Source organism: Vibrio marinisediminis (assembly GCF_014050145.1).
GTDB lineage: Bacteria > Pseudomonadota > Gammaproteobacteria > Enterobacterales > Vibrionaceae > Vibrio > Vibrio marinisediminis.
In genome coordinates this window covers 12,615-35,645 of record NZ_JACFYF010000019.1, presented here as the reverse complement: position 1 = coordinate 35,645, position 23,031 = coordinate 12,615, and the positions used below count along the sequence as shown (strand labels likewise).

The window sequence follows — 23,031 nt, the reverse complement described above, 5'->3', positions numbered from 1 at the left end:
AGATGAAGACAATCAAAGATCTCACAGGCTGGCTATTTCTATTTTGTTTCATCTTGGGGCTAGCCAGCCTCATGCCACAGTCTGTTTTTAATTCAGATCACCAAGACTTTATCTTTATCATCGGTGCCATTGGTATCTGGCGTTATAGTATCGGCTTCATTCACTTCATTCGTGGGTGGATCTTCCTATTTCTTGTTTTCCCTTTCCAGAGAAAACGAGCTGTGAAAGCATTATCCGAGCAGCCGCCATCCCATATCTATTTGATGGTGACGAGTTTTCGTATAGATGCATTAACAACAGCCCAAGTCTATCGTTCTATTATCGAAGAAGCGATCGTATCAAAGTACCCAACGACGATCGTTGCCTCCATTGTTGAGCAATGTGATGAGCAAATAATGACTGCACTTTGGGATGAACTCTCTCCCCCAGAAGATCGCGTCGCATTGCGCATGGTACGCATACCAGGAACAGGGAAACGCGATGGCTTAGCACATGGTTTCAGAGCTATTTCACGCGATATACCCGACGAAACAGCACTTGTCGCCGTTGTTGATGGCGACACCATATTGCAACCTGGCTGTGTTGCTAAATCTATTGGCTATTTCTCTCTTTATCCTAATGTAGGTGCCTTAACGACAAACGAAGTCTGTGAAGTCGAGGGCTCATACTGGATGAGCCAATGGCACAAGCTACGTTTTGCACAACGCCATATCTCTATGTGTTCAATGGCGCTTTCTAAGCGTGTACTTACGATGACTGGAAGAATGTCTATGTTTAGAGCTAGCGTCGTAACCTCACATCATTTCATTGATGATGTGGAGAATGATCACCTCAAACACTGGCGCTTAGGTACATTTAAGTTCTTAACTGGTGATGATAAATCAAGCTGGTTCAGCATGATGAAGCAAGGATGGGATACATTTTATGTTCCAGATGCCATCATTGAGACTGTCGAGCATCCACCAAACAAGAGTTTCTTGAAATCAGCCAAGCAGCTTATGTTCCGATGGTATGGCAACAATCTAAGACAAAACGCTCGAGCTACCTCTTTGGGTGCCAAACGCCTAGGTTTCTTTACCTATTACGTCATTTGGGATCAGCGAATCTCAATGTGGACAAGCATTTTGGGGCTATCCGCTGCAACTTATGCCGCGTTTAAATACCATATCGGCTATTTGGTAGTCTATATCCTATGGATTTCAATTACACGTACGTTCATTACGCTTTTGTTACTGACTTCCGGACATAAAATTGGTCCAACTTACCCAATAATGCTCTATTTCAACCAGATCTTTGGCGCACTGATCAAGATCTACGTTGTGTTCCGATTGAATCGCCAATCATGGACCCGACAGAAAACGACGCTCACTCAAGTTGACGCCTCTTTTCAAGCACGTTTTACCAAATGGTCTACCCGAATAGCAACGTTCTCGGCTGTTAGCATATTTGCCGCAGTCATCGTTACCCTTGTGTAAGCCTAACAATAAATATCTAACGGACAATCTCTCTAGGAATTAAACATGGCAGTTGATCAACCAGCACTAGTTCACGAAACAGAAGTTCAGCGCAGACACGCGCGCGTAAAAATTCCGGCTTCTATTGTTCTAGACAATAGCGACAACAAAACATTTGAATTAGACAACCTTTCATCAAGTGGCTTCGGTATCAATGATCAAGAAGCTGATTTCCTACCGAATCAGATATATTCTGGTCGTCTAAGCTTCAACTTTCTCGACTTTAGCTTCAACGTACCAGTACGTTTTACCGTTGTGAATGACCCGGGCAACGGTCGTATCGGTTGTGAATTTCAAGACCTTGGTCGACAAGAAATTTCGACTATTCGTCTTATTATCACCAAGTATCTATCTGGCGAGGTCATTCAAGCTGGCGATCTTCTCTCCACGATAAATCGAGAGAACTTTGCAAAACCACGTAAAAACTCAGTTCAAGCTCCATTAACCGGCTTTGGTAAATTTAAGGGTATTTTCGGTACCGCGTTATTTTTCTGCGTTGGATTGATTGCGTTTAGCTATTTGATTACGAATATTTATAATGTTTATTGGGTAGAAAACTCTACTTCGGCAACCATAACTTTACCTTATGACAATATCTACATGCCTCGAGAAGGGCGTGTTTTTAGCAAAGTAGAAGAAGGTCAACAAGTAAAAGCGGGACAAATTATCGCCACAATTGAATCCCCTCTTTATGATTTAATGGAACCTATGCTACTTCGTAAAGATCTTTCAACTGAACGTCTTTCTGAAATTCTCCAACAAAAAATGTACCTCGACATTAAAAGTCCTTGTGATTGCCGTGTCTTCGAGCGCCTATTTACCGAAGGTCAGTTTGTTAGTAAATCCAAACCAATGTTCAGCTTATCTCCAAAGGATTCACAGCCATTAATTAGCGCCAGTTTTCCATACGAAAGTTTAAAAGCGGTTGATCTCGGACAAGAGCTTGATTATACGCTAGCTGGTAGCAAGAAGATTCAACAAGGCAAAGTTACTAACATCGAAATGTTCGTAAATGACACTGGTTCAGGCTATGTCACAGCAGAAATCACACCAAATACCCCCCTTGAAGATAAGCGTCTGAAACAACCAGTTCATGTTAGTACACACAAAATTAGCTTAGCTGGTCTAATTAGCAATAGCAGAGCTGGAGAGTAATTGTGGGTTTGAACGTCCGAACTAGTATTTTTTCGTTGACGCTCGTTCTTTCTGGTTGTGCCGTAAAAGATGCAACCAGAAGCGTTCAGCAATACGAACAAGGCAAATTAGATGAAGGGAAAAGTGCTCTAATACAGTTAGCAAACGAAGGCTACCACGACGCCAAGCTAAGCTTGGCGCGCATATATGCTAATGAAATGGATAAGAAAAACGCGACACACTGGTACAGTGAAAGCATCAAAATCTATCCACTTGCTGAATTAGAATATTTTAAATGGCGAATCAATAACGCTGACATAGAACAAGCAGACGCGCTCTATTCTTCATTGTGGCTACGTCAAAATGCTCAAGGAGATGCCTTCCCTCTCTTGGTCTCTTTGTATCGTAAATTTTACGAACAATACGACTCTCATGAGCTAGTTCCATTGGTAAACAATCTTCTACAACACAATGAAATCGATGCCATTAGATACGCAATAGATCTTTCTGATGTCACCCCGTTATATCCGGATCTCATTAATGCCTGTCCAATAAACAGTAATGATAATTTAACTCGTAGTAGATGTTTAAAACTGGAACTCATACATGCATTAAAAAGTAATGATTTGGACTTAATGAAAGATGTTCGTAATAAGCTACTCACCGATTACGACACTAACAAACTGAGCGCCGAATCGATAAGCAACATAGCCAATATCGCGAAGAACAAACGTTATGGAGCACCTAACATACCACTATATGTATCTCTCGCAGAAATAATTGGCACTGACCTACCTGATATATGGTATGGCGTCGCCAAAAGAAAAATTCAAATGCAGGGGACTGAAGAAAGTGACTTGGTGATAATTACCAAACAAGCCAATACGTTGTCAAATTCAGGTTATACCAAGGCACATCTCATTCTTGGTCAAATGTACTTAAAAGGTTTAGCCACTAGTCAAAACTATGAAAAAGCGATTGGGCAGTGGAAAGAAGCCATTGAATTTCCTGAAGCGCAGCGTTTACTTGGTGAAACATATTTATCAGGGGCTGTGGGTGAAGAGCATCTAGAAGAAGGTATCAAATGGTTACTTAATGCAGCTAGATCTGGGGACAACAAAGCTTACTTAACACTTGCGCAAATATTCAAAAACGGTAACGGCATAATGCCTGAACCGACGACTGCCTTTATTTTTGCATCAGTCCATTTTGAATTATCAAACTCATTGAAGAGTAAGCAAATTTTAGATGAACTCTTACCAAAAATACCATCAGACCTTTCAAATCGTATTGAGTCAGAAAAAACTGTTCGTCACCTGAATACGCAAGATTTTAGACTGGGTGCCAAACCATGAAAAATATAAGAATCGCCATTTTTCTAAGCATTATGGCAATACCTGCTCACGCAGAGTTCAAACAAAATACTAAATTTGGTGTTGAAAGTCGCTCCACGAGCAGCTCAACAACTCAAAGTGATCTAGACGTTTACAAAGCTGAATATACCGCCAGCTATTTAACGGCAGTTAATAGTCTTAATTCTGTTTTTGTAAAAGCAAGTGCCATCCTCACTGACAGTTCAGAAGCGCTAAATGCTCTTGATAATGACCTCATCAATCAATCTACAGACGATGAAGACAACGCCATATTCCGCTTACGTGAAGCATGGTGGGAAAAGGACCGACACACTGGCTATAAAAAAGACGCGATCACTTTTGGACTGAAAAGAATAAAAATGTCGCCTTACTGGATCGATGATGAAATTGAATCACTGTCTTGGCATGTCGAAACTACAACCACTAGTTGGCAGTTAGGCCTAGGACAGCAGCTCACTAGTTACAATACATCGACAACGTTAAATATCGAAGATAAAGGCAAGTTCGCTGCATGGGGAAGGCTACAACATGACTGGATGCCATATCATTCCTTACACTTAAACACCCTGTTCGTTAATCAACATCGAGATATTGCAACAGATGAGATGTCTGATAGCTTTATAGGTCCGCTAAATGGTAATTATGTTTGGCTAGGTTTAGGTGGAAGTCATAACTGGCTGAGTATCGACGACGTTACAAGCAACCTTGGTTACCTAATTGAAGCGACAGCTTTAACTGGTACAGGCGACACGTTCAACAATCGAGATGACTCATGGCAAAGAAGCAAAAACAATGCGTTTTCAGTATTAGGCGGCATTCGCATACAACCGCTAGACGTCCCTTTCTTCATCGGATCAACCGTCGCTTATGCTTCTGGGTCTAACGATGGTAAAAGCACCTATTTCCAGTCTGGTTATCAATCAAATAAAAGTAAATATCTAGGTACTCGTGATCAAGCTTACCAGTTTAACTATGCACTCGATGCCAGCTTATCCAATCTTGCGACTGTGTCTTTGTTCTCCTCGTATCAGGTTTCCAATGAGTGGAGCATAAACGGCGCAATATCATCATATCTTCGTGCTGATAGCGATACTCCGGCATATAGACGCAATCGTGCACTTGAAACGACTGGAACACAGAAAGACATCGGCACAGGGCTGGATTTCCAAGCCATCTACCGCAGCAAGCAATTTTTGGGTAGTGGCAACAAAGGAAGAGTCAAACTCAGTACATCCCAATTTATAACTGGTGATGCACTAGAGAGCTACGACGATGAAACTCGGATAAGTTTAGAAATAACGGTGGAACTATAAGCCATGTCAAAATCAAGCGCTTTCATCTTTTCGTTGTGCCTTTACTTAGGCTTAACGCAACCTTCTCTCGCTACATATAATGTAAAAATAAAGCCGTCTGAGCCTTATGCGTACCCAGAATTACCGGATGTTTCCCAATATAACAAAGAGTTTTTTTACGAACACTTGGATAAGTGGAGCGATAAGGCCGAGATAGCTTTAGAGCGACTACCTGAACAACATCTCATTAGACGATATAGACTAATTACAAACATACATGCTTTATCAAAAGCGCAAGGAGGGTTACCAAAGGTATTGGTAGTAAGCGATGGACTTGCAACTCTCCAAGATATCTCTAATGCATTTCCCAATGCATTAGTTCAATCAAACGAGAATGGTGTAGATACCTATACCGCCAAATTCCCAATTCTTATTAAAGGCGATGCTGCACTATTGATAAGTGAAGGAAAAGAGCTACGCCTCTCTGAAGAACGACGAACATTTCTCGTCGGTGGCGGAGAGTTCTTCGTTTTGTCAGGCACTGTAAAGTCGTGGCGTGAAAAAACACAAACCCCTTCAACCTGGACTGGTAATAAAAAGGATTTTCGTCCTTTTTATACAGGTTGGAACGGTTCTAGAACGTACTTTTACAACTCTACGTTCGAGAGCTTAGGCTATAACAACATCAAAGCATATGGCATAACCATTACATCTTCTTACCTTAGTAAAGAAGAACTCAAACTCATGCCTTGGATTCGTGGAAATAAAGCAACTGGTGTGTTGATGAAAAATAAATTCATCGATATGTACTATGGCTTTTATTGTTATAAAGCACAAGACATTGTAATTCTAGAAAATGAATATATCAAAAATGTAGTTTATGGCATTGATCCACACGATTACTCTGACCGACTCATTATCGCTAAAAACCGCACTTGGGGTACGTTAATAAAACACGGAATTATTATCTCTAGGGAAGTCAATAACAGCTTTATTTTTGACAATGTTAGTTATAATAATAACCGCTCAGGTATTATGCTCGACCGTACATCTCTTAATAATGTGATCGCGAGAAATACCGCCTACCACAATGGTGGTGATGGATTAACAATTCAAGAAAGTGATTTAAATCTCGTCTGGGACAACATCTTTTACGATAACAAGCAGCACGGAATAAATGTTCGTAATAGTCAACATGTCCGACTGTACGATAACACCGTATTTGGCAATCTTGGAGCGGGCATATATGGTCATATCAATGAGCTACGTGAACATACACACAGGGACCTTGAGCTTGACCCATTCACGACTAAGGTTTCAATTGACGTTCGCGGGGGAAAACTACTCGCAAACTCTGGTGGCGCAATAAATGTAAGGGACTTTGAATATGCCAAGATCGCCGAAGTCATGCTTGGTGAAAATGGCGATGTACCCGGCAAACCATTTAAAGGAGATTTGTCGCCATATAATCGTGAGATTTTGAATAGCCACCGAAAGAACCATTACCTCAAACTGTCAAAGACAATAGAGGAAGAATAGAACATGGTTTTCTCATCGGTATTCTTTTTGTTCTGTTTCTTACCTGTATTTCTAGGTATCTACTATATTACGCCATTCAAGCATAGATCTTGGGTTATATTGCTTGGAAGCTATGCTTTTTATGCTTGGTGGCGAGTGGATTTTCTACTACTTTTTATCGGCGTCACGTTATGGAACTACCTCTTTGGTATTTATATAGCACGATCGAGAAATCAAAAATCATCAACAACCAATAAAGCAAAGCCACTACTTGTTGTTGCGATAATAGGGAACTTATCGACGCTCGGTTACTTCAAATATGCTGACTTCGGTATTAATAACCTAAATCTTTTGCTAAATAAACTAGGCGCATCTCCTCTACCACTAGCAGATATCATTCTACCAATTGGTATTTCATTCTACACATTCCAAGCAATTAGCTATGTTGTAGATGTATACCGTGGAGATACCCCGCCAACGAAAAGGTTGGTGGACTTTGCTGCATTCATAGCACTTTTCCCTCAACTTATCGCTGGACCAGTTCTTAGGTACAAGGATCTTGCCGATCAGTTCGAACACCGTGAGCACAATATTCGCATTTTTAGCGAAGGTTCGTGCCTGTTTATGATTGGTTTTGCCAAAAAAGTATTGATTGCTGATTCTGTCGCACCGATCGCCAATGCTGCATTTAATACTGCTGCAATATCTTCTTTTGATGCATGGATTGGCGCTTTTGCTTATAGCATTCAACTCTACTTCGATTTCTCTGGTTACAGTGACATGGCTTGCGGCCTTGGGTTAATGATGGGGTTCCGATTTATTCAAAACTTCGACCATCCTTATGTCAGTTTAAGCATTACTGAATTTTGGCGTAGGTGGCATATAAGCCTATCAACCTGGTTGCGAGATTACCTCTATATACCTCTTGGTGGAAACCGTGGTGGAAAAATAACCACTTACCGGAACTTATTTCTAACCATGCTATTAGGTGGTCTTTGGCATGGTGCAAATTGGACGTTTGTTTTTTGGGGAGCCCTACACGGTACAGCACTAGCGATTGAAAAAATGTTCTCCGCAACTCAACCGTCATCTTTTAGATTACTTCGCTATGTCGTCACAATGTTTATTGTAATTATAGGGTGGATTGCATTTCGTGCAGATGACCTATCTATAGCCGTTTCGTTTTATCAAAGCATGCTAGGAATACACGATGCAGTACCAATAGGATCTACATTTGGTGAAATAAATACTCGTTCATTTATTTTCTTAATTGCCGCATTACTCATCGTGGCTCTAGAAAATATGAAGAGGCAAAACATTTCGCTAATTCCTCAACACGTTACGCGCTACGCGCAGCCAGTTTTACTTTTGCCAATCTTCGTCATGGCAGTTAGCAAACTAGTTGCATCCAACTACTCACCTTTTCTTTATTTCCAATTTTAGGGGGATTGATGAGCCGTTATCTGAACATTGCGACGACATTAATCGTCACTGGAATAATCATCTCCATAACCACGTGGAACCTGAAAAAGTTTCAATTAACTAACATCAGTGAGGAACATCACCTATTCGATGGCTCTCAAGCGCGTGAATTGGAAGCTCAATTTGAAAAATCACTCATCATATCTAAGTGGTCAAAAGGGCTTTGGGCTGCTATCGACTACGCGCTTCTTAAAGAAGGATACAAAGGTGTTGTTGTGGGTAAAGATGGCTGGCTATTCAGTAGTGAGGAGTACTATGTCCCTAAGCAAGAATCGAGGGTCAAGCCAAATATTTCTTATGTGAAAAACGTAGCTTCCATTCTTTCCGAATTCAATATCGCGCTAAAAGTTGTACTAATTCCAGAAAAAGCTGAAGTTTACTCTGAATACGCCCCGAAACAATTGTCTCGCGGTCAGCTATTGAGAGAAAAAGTAACCTCTGCACTGAATAAAGAAGACGTTTTTGTCATCGACCTATATTCAAAATTGGCAAGATCTAAAAGTGACCAGCAAGTGTTCCTCAAGACGGACACTCACTGGACTCCGTTAGGCGCGAAAATCGCTGCAAGAGAGATTGCTCAATCCATTCCTCTATTTGGCAAACAAGATTTCAATACCGTTAAAGAAACATCCACTGTATTTAGAGGTGACTTATTCAATTTTATTCCAGTTGCACCTTACTTCGATCAGTTTGGACCAGAGCCTGATCGACTCACGACTTTCACCACCAGCAGCGCTTCAACTAGTGAAGAAGATTTGCTGTTTTCACCAATTTCTGAGCCACCAATAGCACTTGTAGGAACCAGTTACAGTGCGAATTCAAACTGGAATTTCCCCGGATTCCTACGAGAATTTTCTAAGCAAGACATTCTCAACCTCTCGACTGAAGGTGAGGGTCCTTTCGAACCTATGAAAGCATTCATTTCAGAAAACAATTTCTCTAGCACCAATATTAAAATCGTTCTCTGGGAAATCCCCATTCGTTATTTCGAATCAAAAGATTTTTACGCGACAAAATAAGGATATATCATGAACTTCGTAAAAAACGCCTTAATATGCCTATCCTCCATGTTGTTAGCATTTGCGACAAATGCTAATGACGAGGCACTGTATGATAAGAAACCCTCTAAAGACTCTAGTTTTGTCCGTTTAATCAACATTGAAAACCACACTCGCACAATGCATGCCGATGGTATCAAAGTATTCACTTCAAACCCTCGTGAAATTACTAACTACGTACCTATTGACAGTGGAACATATAATTTTAGCGTAGGTGGCAACTCAATCAATGTAACTATACCTAACAAAACCAAATTGTCTTTTTTTGTTGTAGGTAATGATTTGAAATATATAGTCCAAGACCGAAATGCAGATAATCGCTCCGCAAAAATTTCCCTATTCAACCTATCAGAAACACCATTAACTCTAGGTGCAGGAAAATCAAATAAAACTGTCTTAGAGAAAGTTGAGACTAATAGTTTTAAATCAAGGTCTGTCAACCCAATGAAAATTGCTTTTAACGTAAACACTGATAAAAACATTTTACTACCAACTCCACAATTAATTCTAAAGCGAGGGATTAATAGTGAAGTAATTATTTATGACGGATTGATGGGAAAAGAGTTAATTATAGCGGAGAGTGAGTGGTAATTATGATACGTTATATTGTACTCCTTGTATCGTGCTCATTAAGTTTGAGCATTAGCGCAACTCCTCAATACCCAATAACCATGATTACATCTTTATGTGAGGCGGCAGCAGTCAAAGAGAATTACTCCGATGATCTCGCCAGCGCGGCGTTTCCGCTCGTCTTAGATAGTGATGGTTGGATGAACGGTGGTTCAAGAGAATTGAGCCACGAGTTTATTCAGTCAGATCTAAAAGACTTAAAGCGCTTTCGTAAAATGTTAAAGAAAGAAGGTATTGACGATATTTATATCGCTCTCGTTCCTCCTCGTACGATTGAAAAAGATAAATTTAAACATGGTAATTTCAACAATAAACAAGAACTAATCAACGCCTATCGCAATCAATTAACAAAACTCAATTCAATTGGTTTTATGACCTCAGACCTTTCACAAGGCATGAGTTCAGTCGAGCCCGCTTTTTATTTCAAACGTGATATCCATTGGCGCCCCGAAGGTGCCAAAGTGACGGCTGAAAACATCGCTAACAAACTCAGTAAAGGCGATCTTTTAGAAGGGATACCTGCGCAAACAGTATCTACTTATGCAATAGGCATGAATGTCAAATCATCATCATTTTTTGACCAAGCCATGTACGAACTGTGCGGGTATAAGTTGCCTACTGAGCATGCTGTACGATACGAAACTACACCAGATGTCGAAATCGATCTACTTAGTGAGTCACTAATACCAGATATAGCCTTAATCGGCACCAGTTATTCTGCAAATGACAACTATCATTTTGATAATTTCCTAAAGCACGCACTTCAACGCGACGTCCTAAATTATGCCATTGCTGGCGGAGGTGAATACGGTTCTTGGCTTAACTACTTTCAAGCTAGAGGGGACAATGCAACTACACCAAAGATCGTTGTCTGGGAGTTACCTTCCTATAGTAATCCTGCGAGTTACAAAGACCTTCGACAAATCATACCGTTAGCTAACAATGGTTGTGAAGAAAGCGAATCAATAACAACGTTCTCAAGCAAAACTACGCACCGCGGTAAGAAAGAAATTATTTTCGATGATGCATTATTCGACTTTAAAGCGTCGGAACTCATCATGGATATTCAGACCAACGATCCTCTAGCGACTTCAATGGAGTTCCGAGTTTGGTTTGAATCAGGTTTTAACTATGATTTTTCAATCGATTTAATTGACCCAGCTACCGCTGATGGGCGCTTCGTCTTTGAGCTAGCAAACAAAGATTGGGATTACCGCGGTAAGGTACTCGCCATTGATTTGCTTTCTGCCTCTTACTCGAGTGAAACATCCCCATTAACTTTACAAGGCAAAATTTGCCGTAATTCATTTAGGGGCTAATGTGCTTAATTATCGCTACCATTTCTTGGCATTATTTACCTGCATTGCTTTCTTTGGATGTAAAACAAGCAAAGCTGAAAAAACACTATCTACACCAACAGAATACGTTTTACACAATGAGCTTGATGTGTCTGAATCAGAATGCCAATACATACCGCCTTATCAAGGCACGCTCATATTTAATAGCAAGTACAGCCCAGACGATGAAAGTAAAAGTACCGTCGTTAAAGAACTTGACGAAAAATATGAAGAAAGTACGGCGCTTATAAATGAATTTACATTTCATATAGTGAAGCTCAGTGACAGGATCGTCCAAGGAGGGACCTCAGAAGAATTGACCTGTTATCTTTCATCAGTATCAACTTGGGCAGATCAAAGTTCGTTGACGAACAACACTGAAATAAATCATATGGGTAAGGCTGTAAAAAAATGGGCTTTAGCATCTATTGCTAGTTCGTATTTAAAAGTCTCTTTGAATTATTCTGACTCAATACCTGATGCCACAGATAAACTGATAAAGAACTGGATCTCAACACTCGCCTACCAAGTCAAACATGACTATTCCAACCGGAAACCCAGCCAAATAAATAATCATGACTATTGGGCGGCATGGGCGGTTATAGCCTCAGCGGCAGTGCTCCACGACACAGATCTATATCAATGGGCCGAAGATGTATTTGTCTATGCATCTGGTCAAATCGACAATGATGGCTTCCTACCTAATGAATTAAAAAGAGAAACTCGTGCAGCTATGTATCATAACTATGCGATGCAACCTCTCGCTATGGTCGGTCTTTTCGTTTTCGAAAACAATCCAGAGCTGTATGAACAGCATCGTTCAAAAATCGAACTATTGACGGAGAATCTATTTAGTCATGCTTTAGGCGATGACCTATTTAAACAAAAAACCGGACTAGAACAGGTTGATTCAGAAATAACCATAAAAGGTCGCACGGCATGGCTAGCCCCTTACCTTACCTACTCTCCTTCTCAAGAAGCACAAATTAGAAAAGTAATGTCAATAACGTCCAGTTTCCGCTCAACTCGACTAGGTGGAGACTTGGAATTTTTATTTTTGACTCTAACAAATAAACCATTAAGGGATTAATCATGGTTCCAGTAATTTTATCAGGTGGCAGCGGCTCGCGAATGTGGCCTCTTTCTCGTAAAGATTTTCCGAAACAGTTTCTAAGCTTAGTGAGTGAATACACCTTATTGCAAGATACCGTTTTGCGCTTACCTAATGGGGCTAATGAGTCTCCAATTTTCATTTGTAGTGAAGACCATCGTTTTATAGTGAAAGACCAACTTGCTGATATTGCGTGCGAACCTCGGTCTGTCCTTCTCGAACCTATGGGTCGAAATACAGCACCAGCAGTTGCGCTCGCGGCACTTGAACTAGAAAGTATGGGGCTAGGCGAAGAGTTAATGCTCGTACTTCCAGCCGATCATGTTATTCGTGACAAAGACCGATTTCATCATGCCCTTGAGCAAGCATCAAAAGCCGCATCCGAAGGGCAACTTGTTCTATTCGGCATAGAACCGACAGGTCCTGAAACTGGTTATGGCTATGTCAAGGCAGGCGAGGCATCGTGCCATAGTTCATTCACTGTAGATAGCTTTGTTGAAAAACCCAATGTACAAGTTGCAATGCAGTACCTAAAGTCAGGCGATTACTACTGGAATAGCGGGATGTTTCTCTTCAAAGCAAGTGTTGTATTACACGAGCTTAAAACTCATTCACCTGAAGTCATTGATTATTGCCGAACGGCGATCAATTCAAAGTACAAAGACCTAGACTTTTATCGAATCGACGACACTGTCTTTAGCCGCTGCCCTGATATCTCAATTGATTATGCTGTAATGGAAAAAACGCAAGACGCAGTTATCGTACCACTAGGCGCCGGATGGAATGACGTCGGTAGTTGGTCAGCCCTTTGGGAAGAAAGAGATGACATTAGAGATGATGCTGGGAACGTTTATCAAGGTGATGTTATCGGCGAACACAATCAAGATTGCTTGGTTAAATCTAACCACCGATTAGTTAACGTAAACGGGTTGAAAGATACTATTGTTATTGAAACTAAAGATGCCGTAATGGTTTCACATAAAGACTACGTTCAAGATGTGAAACACGTGGTAGAAAAGCTAAAGAGTAACGCGCGGAATGAAGGTAGCCATCATACTAAGAGTTATCGCCCATGGGGGTTTAATGACAGTATTGATAATGGCAACCGCTACAAAGTGGTCAAACTCACTATCAACCCTGGTGACAGCCTATCGCTCCATCGCCACTATCACCGAGCTGAACACTGGATTGTTGTTAAAGGTAGTGCTGTTGTCACCGTCGATAGCAATTCTTTCGTGATCACCGAAAACCAGTCAACTTATATTCCGCCTGCAACCTATCACCGCTTGACCAATAATGGTCAGATCCCGTTGGAACTGATTGAAATCCAAACAGGTTCATACCTTGGTGATAACGATATCGAACGTGTGGAAGATCTCTATGGACGAAGTACTACAGAGAAACACGACGCAGGATTAATGCAGCCAATGCAATTTTTGCATTCTGTTAAATAATAGGGATATTGGTATGAAAGAACTTACATGCTTTAAAGCATACGATATTAGAGGGAAGCTGGGCGAATCACTGAATGAAGATGTTGCCTATCGTATCGGTCGGGCTTATGCACAACATCTAAACGCAAAAATGGTTGTTGTTGGGGGTGATATCCGCCTGTCTAGCGGTGCTCTGAAAAATGCACTATCAAAAGGGCTCAATGATGGCGGTGCGGATGTCATTGATATTGGCATGTCGGGGACGGAAGAAGTTTACTTTGCCACACCGTTTTTTAATGCTTGTGGTGGTATCGAAGTAACAGCATCACACAACCCAATCGACTACAACGGGATGAAACTTGTCGCAAAAGACAGTAAGCCAATTAGTGGTGATACGGGTCTGAATGACATTAAGCGACTGGCAGAAAACAACCAGTTTGCAACCGTTGAAAAAAGAGGAAGCATTACGCAACAAAGTATTAAGGCGGATTTCACTGAATTTTTACTCCAGTTTGTTGATAGAAAAGCACTTACTCCTAAAAAAATAATCCTGAATCCAGGAAACGGAGCAGCTGGTCCACTTCTTGATGTTATTGAAGGCGCATTAACGCGAATCAATGCTCCTATCGAATTTATAAAAGTTAACTATCAACCAGATGGTGAGTTTCCCAACGGCATTCCTAACCCACTATTGCCAGAAAATCGGGCTGCAACGAGCGAAGCTGTTTTGGAGAACAATGCAGACTTTGGTATCGCTTGGGACGGTGATTTCGATCGCTGCTTCCTATTTGACGAAAAAGGTCAGTTCATCGAAGGCTACTATATTGTAGGGCTACTGGCTGAAGCATTCCTCAACTCTAATCCAGGTAGTAAAATAATCCATGACCCTCGTCTAACATGGAATACCATCGATGTCGTCACCGCAAACGGCGGTCGACCAGTACAATCCAAAACTGGGCATGCATTCATCAAAGAAAGAATGAGGTTGGAAGACGCAATATACGGTGGTGAAATGAGTGCCCACCACTATTTTCGCGACTTCTATTATTGTGACAGTGGCATGATACCTTGGATACTCACTCTAAATCTTCTTTGTCACAGCAAAGCTACCCTATCGGATCTTATTGAGAACCGAGTTAAAACGTTTCCTTCATCTGGTGAGATTAACCTCACAATAGAAGACTCTGCTGAAAAAATTGAATTGATTGCAGCCCACTTTGGAAAAGATGGATTTAATATTGACCGAACAGATGGCATCAGTATCGATTTAAATACGTGGCGCTTCAATGTAAGAACCTCTAATACAGAGCCGCTTGTTCGGCTAAATGTAGAAAGCAGAGGAGATATACAATTAATGAAAGAGAAGACCAAAATACTGATTGAAATGATAACTGGGCCCTAAATACAGCCTTATAGTCTTCATAAAACTAGCTAAATAAACACCTAGGTGGTATTGCCTATCATATCAGGGAAATACCACCTGCATATAGCCCATTACTCAACTAATAGATTGCGTCACTATTCTCACAATGAAAAACAACCAGAAACAAAAGATTCTTTATATTGGAAATGAATCACTACAGAATGCCGCGTTTACTCGTGTCATTTGCAGCGAACTGAACCTGGAACCAATTACTCATATCAATTTTATCGAAAGCGAGAACAAACCTACGCTTGTTCTTATCGATCTCACAACCGATGAAAGTGAGCTTAATCAGCTAAAGCTAAAGCTTGAAGAAAACCCAACACTTTGCATGGTTATATTGCTCAATGTAAAACCAGACACTGAATATAGCGATTTTTTGTCTTGGCCATCTGTAGTAGGTACGTTCAAGGCATCTGATTCCCTAGAGTTTTTAGTTACAGGTATTAAACGAATGATCCAGGGCGAAATATGGATATCTCGGGAATTGAGTACACAACTAATTCATCATTTTAGGGGCTACCATGAGAAGAAAAGATTGATTATTGGTGAGCTAACAGCACGACAAAAGCAAATTCTAAAAATGATACTTGACGGTCATTCAAATACCGATATTTCAATTTCTCTTAGTATTAGTCCAATGACTGCCAAAACGCATGTATACAATATTTATAAAAAGATAAATGTTAAAAATAGAGCCCAAGCCACTCAATGGGCCAACAAGTATTTGCTCGATTAGTTTTGAGTTTCTTTTCATCAATACAACAAAGGTATTTCGATAATCGAATTAACGCAGAAACTAACAAGTCACTGCGTTTTAAATAACGTTTATAAGCACATCTCTAGGCTCGTTATTGCCTAGATCTTGTGATCATTTAGCCATTTTTCAAATAGGCTAATCAAACGCGTCAACTCGGCTAGAATCTCAGAGGTGCTGGCTTGCTCATTGTTTTCTGAGTATATTTCCCACTGCTTAGTCAATGTCGTCAGGGTTGTAAGCTCTAGTAAAGCCGTAGAACCTTTTAAGCGATGTACGACATGTTTCAAGTCCTGCTCGCTTTCGATAAGTGCTTTTTCCTGCTTAAACGACTCAACTACGATACTCATCATCTCATACTGATCACATGGTAAATGCTCTTCCAACCACGAAAAATCCGACTGGCTATGCGGCACTACTTGGGCTGTATCAACCTGTTTAAGTTCAAGGTATTTCGCGACTACGTTTGCAAGCTCTTCAAAGGAATATGGCTTATACAACACAAAATCCATACCTGCACTTGCTGCCTTTTCTACCACAATTTTTGAATCTTCTGCGGTGCAACCTACCATAGGTAATTGGCTAAAAGCTGGACTCTCTTTAACACGTCGTGTTAGCTCATATCCATCCAATTTTGGCATATGACAATCTGTGATCACCAAATCGATCTTTTCAAAATGATCACAAATGTACTCATAAGCCTCTGCACCATCATTTGCCATCGCAGGTACAATTCCGAGCTTGGAAAACTGCTTACCAAATAACAATCTGTTGATAGGGTCATCATCGACAACCAATACATGCCCAATAAACTCTCGATTCAATATCTCTTGAACATTGAATTGCTGACTCGCTTTATGCAAAGCATTAAAAATAAAATCAGGGTAGATATTGTTCCAGCCAGCAACTGGACGGATAGTATCTTCTTCGTGTGTTGTATCAACTCCCCACGTTTCCAGCCATTTAAGAATCATTTTGTTACTCGAAGATGCCGACAGATCTTGAGCTGAAAACATCGACGTATTCTCTGTTTGAAGAGTAACGCGCATTGTCGTACCCACACCGTACTGGCTTGAGACACTCAAGTCACCGGACATCATATCGACAATACTCTTCACAATCGTCATACCCAAGCCAGTGCCGCCATATTGACGTGTAATTGAAACATCACCTTGCGCAAACGGTGTGAACATATGAGATAACTGCTCCTCATTCATGCCACAACCGGTATCGTTAACTTCAACAATCAATTGATGTTGTTGCAACTCAACGTTGACTACTATGCGTCCCGTCTGTGTAAATTTCAGTGCGTTGCTCAATAAGTTGTTTAATATTTGTGCAACCCGAAGCCAGTCAAATTTCGCTTTTACATACGGCGTCGGCTTCCAATTAAGAGCAAATTCCAAATGCTTCATAGAAGCATTCGACTCATAAGTTCTCAGCAACGAAGATAATTCTGAATAAACATTGCCATTACGTATATCAAGGTGAAATTGATTCGCTCTGATTTTCGAGATATCGAGAATATCATTCACCAGCAATCTTAAACGGCTCGCAGAAAGCTGAGCGTTTGATAACAGTTCGACATTTTCTTCACTTTCAACTTTGGAACTCATCAACTCCATTAAGCCAATCATTGCGGCTATTGGCGTTCTCAACTCGTGGCTAATAGTTGCCAAGAAAAGGTCTTGAGCTTTTATTGCCTCTAGCGCTTTGGCATTTGATGCTTTCAGTTCGTCTTTTTGTTTTTCAAGAATGGTATAGTCGTCAAACACCATCATTTTGTAACGACCATCATCGTTCATGCCGCTAATTTCATTCTCAATCACACGTAAATAACGTTTGGAAAAACGGCACTGGCACACAACGCTCTCTGACCCAGCTCGGCTCTGAGCATGATTCTTCAATAAACAACGCCCCTTTTTGAAGCTCGAACACGCCTTACCATGCTGATTAAAGGCCTTGTTAGACAACGCTATCTCACCATCAGCATCATAAATTGCGATCATACTCGGCAATCGATCGAGTAAATCACTGAGCCATTGAAGACGTTTTGAATTTTGTAATGCAACTTCATCCGCTTTCATCAATGACTTTGAAAGGCGATTTGATTTAACTTGAAACGCCACCACCACCAATAAAAACAGAGATAAAATAGACAAAGCGACAATCGTAATTTTCGACTTATCATAACCATATTGCGCGATAACTTTATGGTGCTTTAAATGGAGCATCTCTATTTCATTTGAACTGACCAGTTTTAAGATGTCGTTCATGATTGATTGCAGCAGTGTACTGCCGGCATTCAGCGTGAATCCTAAATCTATACCTAACTTAGGGGCGTTCGAATTCAATATAATACTGTAAATATTGTTATTATTACCGTACGCATAATAGTCAACAACATAGGAAGGGATATAAGCATAATCAATATTCCCCTCTTTCATTTGTAGAAGCAAGCTATCCAGATCTTTGAAAAATATTGGCATATCTTCAAATTTCGCTCTTGCTTGCGGCATAATTAAGCGACCAGAACGATCCAAAATTGCAGTTTTCCCGCTCCCTGTTTTTGTATTTGATTCAACATAAGTCCAATCAACAGCACCAAATGAATGAGTAAAAATAAACTCCCCGGTATTGTCAGCAACGTATCCAGGCAGAATATCTATCTCACCTGTTTTAAGCATCTCAACTGGGTTTCGTCCAACTGATGGGACATATTCAAATTGGATACCACTTTTTCTTGAGAGCATTGACATCAAATCATGTATATACCCAACTTGATAATTACTACCCGTTTCTTGATAGGAGAATGGGCGCATCTTACCTTCAAAACTATAACGAATAACACTGTGACCATACTCTAGGTTAAGCGCTTTCAGCATCATCTCCTCGCCGAGAGGATCTATTAGAGTTCGTTGATTTCTTTGAATGGAATCTTCAGAGCCCGATAGGTAACTTTCTATTTGATCATGCAAGACTTGGTTGCTTTTCACCGTCAATATTGAAGCAGAGAATGTCGGCAAGTTTGAAAAGTTATCAAGATCGCCCATCCATTCGCCTGCGGTACGAACTGAGAGATACTGCTCGGCAGAAAGTACATCGGTATATGTCACATCAATCTCGCCACTTGCAAGAGAGCGCATCAAAACATGATGGGTGTTGTACATAGCGACATCAGTAAAACCATCGTTGTGTAATAGTTCGCAATACACAGAGCCTCTGACACAGCCCCACTTCAAACTTTGTTTCGGCTTATTCCTCAATGCCGAATCATGGAACCATGTAACAGAGCGAATGTTAAATATTGGTCGGCTAAAATTAAAATACTGGGATGCTTCTTTGGTTTCGGCGTAGCCAATCGCCATGTCAACTTCGCCATAATATAGTGCCGCAAGTAAATCATCCCTATGAGAGTAATAACGATAATTAACCTTAGCGCCTATTGATTCGGCAAACTGCTCAACAATATCTTGGTATGTTGTATTGTTCTCGCTCTCTTTTGCCGGTCTCCACAGATAGTTATGTACATCATACTGCCTACCGACAGTAAGCTCACCAGTATGACGAATAGGCTGTATTTCAGTACTTTTTTGCAGTGATGTAGTTGCTAAAGATTGGGTCGAAATAAAATATAATGAGATCACAAAGTAGAATACGGCTTTCATGATGAACATCCATGTTAAAATAAGCGCGTCATTATCCCTGTAAATAATTATATTTTCAGGAAAATAAGCTTCAATTATTTCTATTAACATGACAAAAAGCTGCAATGAAGTAACACCTCAATTTTTTGTGTTACTTCATTGCAGCTTTGTGTTTTCGTTCTCGGGTTCAAGTGCGAAGGCTACTAGCCTCAAATCAAAACAGCAGAGTAACATTGAGCGCTCTGCTTTCTGATTAAGTTACTACGGTTAAGGCTGAAGGCTATCCTGATAAATCATCTTTTTACTCATGCCACCATCAACGACTAAATTGTGTCCATTGACAAAATCATTCTCAACATTCGTTAAGAACAGGCAGGCATTAACAATATCTTTCGCCTTACCGACTCGCCCTGATGGATGCTGTTGATGATCACAATCAAGCAACTGTTGATAATCTGCCACTTGAATCCAGCCAGGGCTTATCGCATTGACGGTGATCGGTGTTTCAGAGAGTGATATTGCCATCGATTGGGTCATTGATACTAACCCCCCTTTTGATGAGCCGTATGCATCCCATCCTGATTCATTCTGGTTCCACCGAGTAGAAGCCACGTTAACAATGCGACCGTAATCTTGCCCCTCATTGAGAGAAATAAAATGTCGAGCACAAGCAAAGGCACCTTTAAGATTGACATCGATGACTGTTGAAAACTCTTCATACGACAACTGCTGAATCGGCTTGTTGAAATTCGCGATTGCGCCGTTATTGATCAGTATGTGTACATGCCCGTATTGCTTAGCAATGCTCTCAAACGCACGATCCACCATCGACACATTACCAAGATCAACCTGATAGAAATCCACTTTTACGTTTTCTGGAACAACAATATCAAGCACAATTACTTGAGCGCCTAACGCCAAATAACCCTGCACTAAATGTTTACCGATCCCTTGGCTACCGCCCGTAACAATAACGACTTTATTTTGATACATACGCAATTCTAGTTTGATTGTTTTTAGTGGCAATTCTACAACGTAAATAGAAGAAACGATATTTTAGAACTGGGGGATTGACCACCGCATAGCTGACAGCGAAACCTTGTTTTCTGCTTAAAACGGTTAGAATATCGCCTTTTTTGGCGTTTCACTCTCTTATGCCGTGTAACTAACATTACAAAATGCCTCGACAAAAAGGTACACTTGAGTTTCGCTCTGTGCACCAACATGTCAATAACTCGGTTTTAGCGGTAATATGTATCAAGAAAACAGTCGTAAATTAATCAGAATCATTTGGATTCAAGTCGCGCTATTCGCCCTTCTTCTCTCATTATTTCGCCAAATATTTACCTTTACCATTGGTGATGTATCAGCAATTTCAAACGTTTTACCGGACTACTTCCAGTCAGTCATTACGGGTTTTCGATTTGACATGCGTGTTGCAACCATCGCCTTTGCGCCGCTATTACTTGTTGGTCTAATAACCGCTGGGACTAAGTATTTTACTTACGTAAAACGCAGTTTAACCACATACAGCAGTGTGATTTTCTTCTTAGCTGCCGCGGTATCGATTGGTAACTATTATTACTACAAAACCTACGGTAATCACTTCGACATCTTTATCTTTGGATTAGTGGAAGATGACACCTCTGCCGTACTGCTTACCATGTGGCAAGATTATCCCATCATATCGGCATCGATCGCTTCTCTAGTCGTTATGTGGCTGGCTACCAAATGCATTAAACAACTATGGAAAGTGATTGATGCTCGACATTGGTCGAAGCGAAATCCATTCATAATGGCACTGTCTATTATCGTCACTATTTGCGTTTATTTTGTCTTCGCTCGCGGTTCAATCGGCACGTTTCCACTCAAGCAATACCACGCGAACGTTTCAAGCTACGAAGTGCTTAACAAAGTCACTCCGAATGGATTTTTGGCGCTCGATTGGGCCCGCAGCAACCATAAAAAAAGTGCGACATTTAAGCCTGTTTCTAAGCTTGCGTATCAGCAACAGATGCAAAAAGTACTTGGGCAAGTCAACCCGGTTTATCATACTGAGCGAAATGAGTACTTAGAAAAGAACAAACCAAATGTTGTTTTCGCTCTAATGGAAAGCATGGGAACAAATCTTCTTGTTGAAGATAAGTATAAAGGCACCGATCTACTGGGTGCGCTTCGCCCACACTATGAAAACGATTTTAGCTTCGAACGTTTTCTTTCTGGGACGGACGGAACCATCAACAGTATCGTAATGATGCTTTTCCACAGCCATATTGGTTCGATCAGCCATGGTAGTGAACAAAAAACACCGTTACATGACACCGCGTTTTTGCCTTATAAAAAAGCAGGTTATAACATCGTTTACATTACCGGTGGCAGCCCACTTTGGCGCAATCTAAAATACTACTTACCTATCCAAGGGGTTGATGAGTTCTACTCAGAAGAAGACATCTACCAAGCCTTTCCTGAGTCACAAAAGCATGCGAATACTTGGGGTGCGACGGATGAGTACACATTCAAGTTCGCGGAAATGATCCTGAAAAACAGTACTAAACCGACGATGATTATGGTCCAAACACAAACCAATCATCCTCCGTACCAGATCCCTAGCAACTACTCGCCAAACACTATCGAGGTTAGTGAGCATGCGATGAACAAAGTTTCACTTGATGAAGAAAAATCAAGAAAGATCTATGAGACTTATCAGTATGCTACTAACGCGCTTGGTGAATTTGTAGCTGATATTAAAAATAGTGATTTAGGTGAGAAAACGCTCATTGCCGCGTCGGGCGATCACAGACTCCGTGACTACGCAATTTCGTTGCCAGCAGATTTAGGAACCGCACATTCCGTACCATTTTACTTGTATGTTCCTAAATCCATTCTTGAGCACTCAGATTATAAGTATCAGAAGAACCGAATTGGTTCTCACCGTGATATCTTCCCAACACTGTATGCTTACAGCCTATCTGATGCCGAATATGTCTCACTCGGTGGACGTAACCTATTGGCAATAGATGATATTGAAACACCTTATGCGTACAACAACGGAATAACGTTAACAAAGCAAGGTGCTACCTATAACTCGAATGCGGGTGTTCTTTACCCTTGGACAACTGAAGATGGCTTGTCTGTTAAAACCGAGGGGGTTTCAAACCCAACACCAAACATAGATGAAGAGTACGTCAAGTTACAAGACCTCTTCATCAACGCCCAACTAAAAGGCTTTATTGCCAATTAATCTGCATTTTAAAGGGGAGCATGCTCCCCTTCTTTCTATTTAGAAAACCAACTTTCCACTAACGATCCTTTTCGTACTCAA

The 23,031-nt window shown here is 40.8% G+C and carries 16 protein-coding genes; 14 read left to right on the top strand and 2 right to left on the bottom strand.

What is annotated here, in order from left to right; all coding sequences use genetic code 11:
* Window positions 1-2: 2 nt before the first annotated feature.
* The 13 genes from H2O73_RS18610 to H2O73_RS18550 all read left to right on the top strand — a co-directional run bounded on the left by H2O73_RS18610 (window position 3) and on the right by H2O73_RS18550 (window position 16,044).
* Window positions 3-1,475 carry a glycosyltransferase family 2 protein gene (locus H2O73_RS18610; protein WP_182110425.1) on the top strand — a complete coding sequence of 491 codons (1,473 nt, stop codon included), beginning with the start codon at window positions 3-5 and terminating at the stop codon, window positions 1,473-1,475.
* A gap of 45 nt (window positions 1,476-1,520) precedes the next feature.
* Complete coding sequence (locus H2O73_RS18605) at window positions 1,521-2,669, top strand: PilZ domain-containing protein (RefSeq protein ID WP_182110424.1); 1,149 nt, start codon at window positions 1,521-1,523, stop codon at window positions 2,667-2,669.
* 2 nt (window positions 2,670-2,671) lie between these two features.
* Complete coding sequence (locus H2O73_RS18600) at window positions 2,672-4,003, top strand: tetratricopeptide repeat protein (protein ID WP_182110423.1); 1,332 nt, start codon at window positions 2,672-2,674, stop codon at window positions 4,001-4,003.
* Window positions 4,000-5,334, top strand: a complete 1,335-nt coding sequence (locus tag H2O73_RS18595; protein ID WP_182110422.1) for an alginate export family protein — start codon at window positions 4,000-4,002, stop codon at window positions 5,332-5,334. Before H2O73_RS18600 ends, H2O73_RS18595 begins: the two co-directional genes overlap by 4 nt.
* Window positions 5,335-5,337: 3 nt before the next feature.
* The gene (locus H2O73_RS18590) at window positions 5,338-6,852 is read left to right on the top strand and encodes a right-handed parallel beta-helix repeat-containing protein (RefSeq protein WP_182110421.1); all 1,515 of its coding nucleotides are present in this window, start codon (window positions 5,338-5,340) and stop codon (window positions 6,850-6,852) included.
* 3 nt (window positions 6,853-6,855) lie between these two features.
* Window positions 6,856-8,274, top strand: coding sequence for an MBOAT family O-acyltransferase (locus H2O73_RS18585; protein ID WP_182110420.1), 1,419 nt, complete (start codon window positions 6,856-6,858; stop codon window positions 8,272-8,274).
* Window positions 8,275-8,282: 8 nt separating this feature from the next.
* Window positions 8,283-9,332, top strand: coding sequence for an alginate O-acetyltransferase AlgX-related protein (locus tag H2O73_RS18580; RefSeq protein ID WP_182110419.1), 1,050 nt, complete (start codon window positions 8,283-8,285; stop codon window positions 9,330-9,332).
* 9 nt (window positions 9,333-9,341) lie between these two features.
* Window positions 9,342-9,962 carry an alginate O-acetyltransferase AlgF gene (locus H2O73_RS18575; protein WP_182110418.1) on the top strand — a complete coding sequence of 207 codons (621 nt, stop codon included), beginning with the start codon at window positions 9,342-9,344 and terminating at the stop codon, window positions 9,960-9,962.
* A 2-nt stretch (window positions 9,963-9,964) separates the two neighbouring features.
* Entirely contained in the window at window positions 9,965-11,320 is a 1,356-nt protein-coding gene (locus tag H2O73_RS18570; protein WP_182110417.1) for an alginate O-acetyltransferase AlgX-related protein, read from the top strand.
* A 1-nt stretch (window position 11,321) separates the two neighbouring features.
* Window positions 11,322-12,428: an alginate lyase family protein gene (locus tag H2O73_RS18565; RefSeq protein ID WP_182110416.1), complete on the top strand. Its 1,107-nt coding sequence runs from the start codon at window positions 11,322-11,324 to the stop codon at window positions 12,426-12,428.
* 2 nt (window positions 12,429-12,430) lie between these two features.
* Complete coding sequence (locus H2O73_RS18560) at window positions 12,431-13,903, top strand: mannose-1-phosphate guanylyltransferase/mannose-6-phosphate isomerase (protein ID WP_182110415.1); 1,473 nt, start codon at window positions 12,431-12,433, stop codon at window positions 13,901-13,903.
* 13 nt (window positions 13,904-13,916) lie between these two features.
* Complete coding sequence (locus tag H2O73_RS18555; protein WP_182110414.1) at window positions 13,917-15,284, top strand: phosphohexomutase domain-containing protein; 1,368 nt, start codon at window positions 13,917-13,919, stop codon at window positions 15,282-15,284.
* A gap of 127 nt (window positions 15,285-15,411) precedes the next feature.
* A complete protein-coding gene (locus H2O73_RS18550; RefSeq protein ID WP_182110413.1) occupies window positions 15,412-16,044 on the top strand; it encodes a LuxR C-terminal-related transcriptional regulator in 633 nt (210 codons plus the stop codon).
* A gap of 119 nt (window positions 16,045-16,163) precedes the next feature.
* Here H2O73_RS18550 and H2O73_RS18545 read toward each other — a convergent pair whose 3' ends face one another.
* Together H2O73_RS18545 and H2O73_RS18540 are read right to left on the bottom strand one after the other, a co-directional pair.
* Window positions 16,164-19,730: an ATP-binding protein gene (locus H2O73_RS18545; protein ID WP_182110412.1), complete on the bottom strand. Its 3,567-nt coding sequence runs from the start codon at window positions 19,728-19,730 to the stop codon at window positions 16,164-16,166.
* A gap of 246 nt (window positions 19,731-19,976) precedes the next feature.
* Window positions 19,977-20,702 carry an SDR family NAD(P)-dependent oxidoreductase gene (locus tag H2O73_RS18540; protein ID WP_182110411.1) on the bottom strand — a complete coding sequence of 242 codons (726 nt, stop codon included), beginning with the start codon at window positions 20,700-20,702 and terminating at the stop codon, window positions 19,977-19,979.
* A gap of 259 nt (window positions 20,703-20,961) precedes the next feature.
* Here H2O73_RS18540 and H2O73_RS18535 point away from each other — a divergent pair, with 259 nt between their 5' ends.
* Window positions 20,962-22,950, top strand: coding sequence for an LTA synthase family protein (locus H2O73_RS18535; RefSeq protein ID WP_182110410.1), 1,989 nt, complete (start codon window positions 20,962-20,964; stop codon window positions 22,948-22,950).
* The last annotated feature ends 81 nt before the right edge of the window (window positions 22,951-23,031 follow it).